This is a genomic window from Brevundimonas sp. (genome assembly GCF_035626975.1).
Taxonomy (GTDB): domain Bacteria; phylum Pseudomonadota; class Alphaproteobacteria; order Caulobacterales; family Caulobacteraceae; genus Brevundimonas.
Map to the genome: position 1 here is coordinate 53,711 of NZ_DASPMQ010000011.1, position 6,092 is coordinate 59,802.

Sequence of the window (6,092 nt, forward strand, 5' to 3'; positions counted from 1 at the left end):
CGCACATTGCCGAAGCTTAATGCCGACCCGCCTTGCGCCGGACAGCGGCGCGAGGCCAAGCTGCCTCATGACCGCTGTTATAGAGACGCGTGGGCTGGCCAAGACCTACGGAACCGTGCGCGCCCTCGACGGGCTGGACCTGTCGATCCCCAGGGGCGGCGTCTATGGCGTGCTGGGCCCCAACGGGGCCGGCAAGTCGACCCTGTTCCGCATCCTGCTCGGCCTGATCCGAAGCACCGACGGGACCGCCATCGTCATGGGCGGCGGGGTCGGGGACGTCGCCGCGATGCGCCGCATGGGCTCGATGATCGAGACGCCGCGCTTCCCGCCCTATCTGACCGCGCGGCAGGTGCTGGAGTGGCTGGCGCGGGCGCAGGGCATCACCGGCGCCGCCGACATCCCCCGCTGGCTGGAGCGGGTCGGACTGACCGAGGCCGCCGACCGCCGGGTGCGCGGCTTCTCGGTCGGGATGATGCAGCGGCTCGGCGTCGCCGCCGCCCTGCTCAGCGACCCCGAACTGATCATCCTCGACGAACCGACCAGCGGCATGGATCCTCCCGGCATACAGGAGATGCGCGCCCTGATCCGCGCCCTGGCCGACCATGAAGGCGTCACCGTCGTCCTGGCCAGCCACCAGCTTCTGGAGGTCCAGCGCGTTTGCGACCGGGTGGCCATCCTCAACAAGGGCAAGCTGGTGCGCGAGGGCGCGGTCAGCGAACTGACCGCCGTCGGCGAGCGGCTGCGCCTGTCCGTCACCCAGCAGGCCCAGGTGCTCGAGGTCCTCGGCTCGAAAGGTGCGGCCGAGGGCGACGCCGTCCTCGCCGACATCAAGCGGGCCGAGGGGCCGGCGCTGATCCGCGCCCTGGCCGGGGCCGGGGTCGACATCCACGAGGCCCGCTGGGTCGGCACCGATCTCGAAGCCATCTTCTTCACCGAGACGGGCGCCGTGCAGGCGCCGGAGACGATCCATGCTGGCTGACGCCATTCGCGCCGAAGGCTACCGCCTGTCGAAGAACCGTATGACGGTGTTCTGGAGCGTGATCTTCACGCCGCTGCTATTCGCAGTGGGCGGCATCGCCTACCACCTCAACAAGGCTCAAGGCGACAAGCTCGCTGCCGGCGCGAACTTGCCGACCATGCCCGTCTCGCCGGTGAACCTGGCCGAGGCCCTGACCTTCACCGCCAACCTCGCGGCGGAAGCCAAGCTCGGCGGGATGATCCTCGTCTTCATGCTGATCGCGGGCGCGACCGTCTACGCCGGGGACTATCGGTGGGAGAGCTGGCGGCTGATCAGCGCCCGAAACGACCGCACCTCGCTGATCCTCGGCAAGGTGGGCGTCATGAAGGTCCTGGCGCTCGCCACCATGCTGGTCCTGCTGGTCGCCAGCCTTTTATTCTTCGCAAGCCAGGCGATCATCTATCAGCGTCCACTCAGCTTCGACATGAGCCTGGCCGAAGCGGGCGATACCCTGCTGATCTGGCTGCTGTCCTGCATCCGTATCGTCCAGTTCGGCCTCATCGGTCTGCTGACCGCGATCGTGACACGCTCGATGCTGGCGGCGCTGTTCGTGCCGCTGGCTCTCGGCTTCGGTCAATCCATCCTCGGCATCCCGCCGCTGATGGCGTTTCTGGGCCTGCATCCGGACGGGTGGGCGGCCCAGCTGCTCATGCCCGGCCTGTCCTATGACGCCCTGAAGACCCTGCTGGTCCCGGGCATCACACCAGCGCCGATCACCGCCGCAGCCTTGTGGCCGGCCATAGTCGGCCTGGCGCTGTGGACCCTGCTCCCGTTGGGAGCCTCGATCGCCTGGTTCAAACGGCAGGATCTGTCGAAAGAGTAGCCGCCCCGCCGACGCGTCCTCGTATGTGATCTCAGCTCACAAAGCGGCGCGGATTAATCGATTTCCGGCACGCTGCGGATCGGCTTTACACTGGCCGATGCCGCTATCCGACAGACTCCCGCCCCCGCCGCGCCGCCCCCTCCGGGACCGGATCGCCCGCGTCCTCTGCGCCGTGCTGATCTGGACCGCCGTGCTCTACGAGGCCTTCGTCCGCTAGATCCGCTTTTCCATCCACACGTCGCAGCGGGCGTAGGGCGTCGGCTGCGGCGGCAGGTCGACGAAGCCGAAGCGGCGGTACAGGGCGATGGCGTGGGTCTGGGCCTTGTTGGTCTCCAGATACAGGCGTGGGGCGCCCGCGGCACGGGCGTGCGCCTCGCAGGCCTCAAGCAGCCGCCAGCCGAGGTTCAGGCCGCGCGCGCTCTCGATCACGGCCATCTTGCCGACCTCGTAGCCGCCGTCGGCCATGGTCATCAGGGAGCAGCAGCCGACCGGAACGCCGTCCCGCGCGGCGATGAAGATGGCGCCGCCCTTGTCGAGGATCGCCCCCTGGGGATCGCCCAGCACCAGCTGGTCCTTCGGCTCCAGCACATAGCCGCCGGCGATCAGCCAGTCCTCGTTCAGCGATCGCCAGGCGGCGGCGTGATCGGAGCGGTAGCGTTCAATGGCGACGTCGGCTGCAGGCATGGAAGACCCCCGTTTGATCTCATCTGGGGAGCGAGGCGCGTTCCCGGAAGGCGCCCGCCCAGTCTTCGTGGCCCATGGTTTCCTCACCGCCACGGCGTCAAGGAAAAGGGCGGCCGGATCGCTCCGGCCGCCCCTAGGTTTTTCGACTCCGGTCTACGTCAGAAGGCCTTGCGCACGGTCATGCCGACGATGCGCGGCTGGCCCACGGTATAGCCGAGCCGGGCCCGGCCGCCGCGCTCCCGGTCGAACGACAGCAGCGGGTTCTCGTCGAACAGGTTGTTGACGTAGACGACGACGTCGACGCCGTTGTCCATCTCGACCCCGGCGCTCAGGTTGAAGATCTCATAGCTGGGCAGTTCGAGGTCCAGGACCGTCGCATCGGCGCCGGACGCGCCGCCGAACGGCAAGCCCGAGACGAAGCTGCGCGGGTTGTTCTCCTGGTCACTGGCCTGGGTATAGCGGCTGCCGACATGCTGGAACGAGGCCGTGATGTAGCCGTCGGCGCTCGCGCTGATCGGGCGCGTGTAGGTGGCGTTGAGGGAGATCTGAAACTTCGGGACCGACGGCAGACGATTGCCTTCGCGAATGCCGCCGATGACCGCCCCCGACCCGTCCCGGACGGTAGAGTCGAACTCGGCCTCGACCAGGCTGCCCGAGACGCCGATCTCGAAGCCGGGCGCGATCTCGCCGGAGAATTCGGCTTCCAGACCCATGGTGTGGGCCTTGGGCACGTTGAACACGACGCGCGACGAACAGGAGCCGGCGTCCAGCGTCGTCTGCAGGTTCTCGATGTCGGTGTAGAAGGCCGCCGCGTTGAAAGTCATGCCGCTGAAGCGCGACTTCACCCCGGCCTCATAGTTCCACAGCGTCTCGTCCTCGTAGGACTGGAATCCGCCGAAGATGGCGGCGTCCTCCGGGGTGCAGAGCGGCAGGTTGAGCGGATCATTGACCCCGCCAAGGCGGAAACCCTGGGCGGCCTGGGCGTTCAGAGTGATCGAATCCGTCGCCTCGTAGCTGAGCAAAACCCGCGGGGTGAAACCGTTCGAGGACGTCTCGTCGACCTGATCATCGCCGTTGGCGAACAATCCGCCGGAGGTGAAGCGGCGTTCCTCCGAGAAGTCGTAGAAGCGGCCGCCCCCCGTGATGGTCAGCCGGCCCATGTTGTAGCTGGCCTCGCCGAACACGGCCATCTGCTCGATGTCGTACGGGAGGTCGGCGTTGTAGGGCGAGTTCAGTGGAAAGCCGTTGGCGACGGCCGCCGAGGTGCCGGGGCCGAAGCGGGCGTCGGTGTACGCGTCATAACCCGGCGTGGGCAGGCGTTGGCTGTATTGACGATCCACCTGCGAATAGAACGCCCCCACCAGCCACTGGAAAGGGCCGTCCCCGTTGGAACTCAATCGCAATTCCTGGGAGAACTGCTGAAGGTCGGTGGTGTCGACGAGGGTCGACGGCAGGGTCACCGCCGCGCTCGGATAGCCAAGGTCGACCGACACGCTGCCAGTCAGGGAGCTGGCGTCACGGTTCAGGACGATGTTGCGGTCGATGTAGCTGGTCACCGAGTCGAGCGAGACCGCTCCGAGGTCGAACGTCGCGGTGATATCCGCAAGCGCCGTGTCGTCGGCGAAACTCTCGTCCAGCAGCAGGTATTGTTCACGCTCGCCGAGCGTGATCGCGGGCCGGGTCGTCGTGAAGGGGTTGGCGAACAGGTTGAACGCCTCCTGTCGGTTGAACCCGTCGGCCCGGATCTCCTGATAGACAAGGCGCGGCGTGATGCTCACCCGGTCGTTGGGCTGGAAGAGCAGGGCGACGCGGCCGCCTGTCCGGTGACCCCCGTTTACGTTCTCCTCCCGACCCCCGCCTTCCCGCAAGGCGTCGATATAGCCGCCGTAGTCCGTGTGATAGGCGACGGCGCGCAAGGCCAGCACGTCGCTGATCGGCGCGTTGACGGCGCCCTTGACGTGCCCCCCCATGGAGTCGCCATCGACGAAGTTGACGTTGCCCTCCAGCAGGCCGCCCGTCTCGTTCAGCCGCGGCTGGTTCGTGATGTAGCGGATGGTGCCGCCGACCGAGCCCGAGCCAAAGAGCGTCCCTTGCGGACCGCGTAGGGTTTCGACCCGGTTCAGGTCGAACAGGTCCAGATCCGGCGTGAACAACGAGAGTGAGATCACCGACTCGTCCAGATAGACGCCGACCTGCTCCTTCACGCCCGGCTGGTCTCGAACGACCTGACCGGCCGAGACTCCGCGCACCGAGACCTGGCTTTGCCCTGGTCCGAGGTTCTGGATGGTCAATCCGGCGACGTTGCGGGACAGATCTTCCAGATTGACGGCGCCGGACCGCTGGATGTCTTCCTGCGTCTGGGCGTTGATGGAGAAGGGAACGTCCTGGACCGTCGACGCGCGTCTGCTGCCGGTGACGATGACTTCTTCCACCTCGGTGACGCCCGGATCCTGCGCCAATACAACCGACGGGGCGCCGAAGACCGCCGCCAGTGAAGTCGCCGCAAGAAGCGCGGACCGCTGCAAGCCGTTGAACCCTGCCTGGTGACGCATGACGCCCCCCCTCTCATGAGACTCGTGAAAGGCAGGCCCGGCCCGTAGTGATCCTGAGATAACGTTGATATTTGATTCCCGCGAAGCTTCTGTCTCAAAATTGCCACATTCAGGCCACGCGTCGCGGACATGAAAAAAGGGCGGCCGGTTCGCACCGGCCGCCCTTTCGTCCTGGCCCAATGGCCGGGACTTAGGCTTCTTCGTCGCCCTCGACAGCGTAGACCGGACCCGAGTCCAGGCCCTTGGCGGCGACGTCGCGGTCGACGAACTCGATGACGGCCATCGCGGCGTTGTCGCCGTGGCGGTAGCCGGCCTTCATGATGCGGATATAGCCGCCGTTACGGTCGGCGTAGCGCGGGCCGATCGTCTCGAACAGCTTGCCCACCTGCGGCACGTCGCGGACGTGGCTGATGGCCTGACGGCGGGCGTGCAGGTCGCCCTTCTTGGCGAGCGTGACCAGCTTCTCGACGAAGGGACGCAGCTCCTTCGCCTTGGGCAGGGTCGTGGTGATCTGCTCGTGCTTGATCAACGACGCGGCCATGTTGGCGAACATGGCGGTCCGGTGAGCGCTCGTGCGACCGAGCTTGCGATAGGCGGCGCCGTGGCGCATCGGGGTCTCTCCTACTCACCCTGGTTTCCACGAAAGCGGACCTGGGGTTCTCTCATTCTAACCGCTCCGCGTCCCCGGAAGGGGCCTTGGGCGGAGGGTTGAAACTAGATCTGGTCGTCGAACTTCTTGGCCAGGTCTTCGATGTTTTCCGGCGGCCAGTTCGGCACGTCCATGCCGAGGCTGAGCCCCATGGTCGCCAGCACTTCCTTGATCTCGTTCAGCGACTTGCGGCCGAAGTTCGGGGTGCGAAGCATTTCGCCCTCGGTCTTCTGGATCAGGTCGCCGATGTAGACGATGTTGTCGTTCTTCAGGCAGTTGGCCGAGCGCACCGAGAGCTCGAGCTCGTCCACCGGGCGGTAGAGCACCTCGTTCGGCTGCGAGCCCGCCGCGATCTCGATCGCGGAG

Annotated in this window: 6 protein-coding genes; 2 read left to right on the plus strand and 4 right to left on the minus strand. The window is 66.6% G+C overall.

Going from position 1 to position 6,092, the window contains the following annotated elements:
* Positions 1–67 precede the first annotated feature (67 nt).
* A complete protein-coding gene (locus tag VEB62_RS03540; protein WP_324795460.1) occupies positions 68–979 on the plus strand; it encodes an ABC transporter ATP-binding protein in 912 nt (303 codons plus the stop codon).
* A complete protein-coding gene (locus VEB62_RS03545) occupies positions 969–1,841 on the plus strand; it encodes a hypothetical protein (RefSeq protein ID WP_324795463.1) in 873 nt (290 codons plus the stop codon). The genes VEB62_RS03540 and VEB62_RS03545 overlap by 11 nt, the downstream gene beginning before the upstream one ends.
* A 213-nt stretch (positions 1,842–2,054) precedes the next feature.
* On the opposite strand, the gene VEB62_RS03550 is transcribed toward VEB62_RS03545, so the two are convergent.
* The 4 genes from VEB62_RS03550 to VEB62_RS03565 all read right to left on the minus strand — a co-directional run.
* Positions 2,055–2,525 (minus strand): GNAT family N-acetyltransferase, encoded by a 471-nt coding sequence (locus tag VEB62_RS03550; protein WP_324795465.1) that lies wholly within the window; start codon positions 2,523–2,525, stop codon positions 2,055–2,057.
* Between the two features lie 158 nt (positions 2,526–2,683).
* Positions 2,684–5,077: a TonB-dependent receptor gene (locus tag VEB62_RS03555; protein ID WP_324795468.1), complete on the minus strand. Its 2,394-nt coding sequence runs from the start codon at positions 5,075–5,077 to the stop codon at positions 2,684–2,686.
* Between the two features lie 190 nt (positions 5,078–5,267).
* Positions 5,268–5,687, minus strand: coding sequence for a 50S ribosomal protein L17 (rplQ, locus tag VEB62_RS03560; RefSeq protein WP_324795470.1), 420 nt, complete (start codon positions 5,685–5,687; stop codon positions 5,268–5,270).
* Between the two features lie 104 nt (positions 5,688–5,791).
* Positions 5,792–6,092 (minus strand): DNA-directed RNA polymerase subunit alpha C-terminal domain-containing protein (locus tag VEB62_RS03565; protein WP_324795473.1); only part of this gene is annotated, 301 nt, incomplete at its 5' end.

Coding starts and splice junctions, on each gene's coding strand:
- VEB62_RS03540 (WP_324795460.1), top strand. CDS start 68: ATGACCGCTGTTATAGAGACGCGTGGGCTGGCCAAGACCTACGGAACC.
- VEB62_RS03545 (WP_324795463.1), top strand. CDS start 969: ATGCTGGCTGACGCCATTCGCGCCGAAGGCTACCGCCTGTCGAAGAAC.
- VEB62_RS03550 (WP_324795465.1), bottom strand. CDS start 2,525: ATGCCTGCAGCCGACGTCGCCATTGAACGCTACCGCTCCGATCACGCC.
- VEB62_RS03555 (WP_324795468.1), bottom strand. CDS start 5,077: ATGCGTCACCAGGCAGGGTTCAACGGCTTGCAGCGGTCCGCGCTTCTT.
- rplQ (WP_324795470.1), bottom strand. CDS start 5,687: ATGCGCCACGGCGCCGCCTATCGCAAGCTCGGTCGCACGAGCGCTCAC.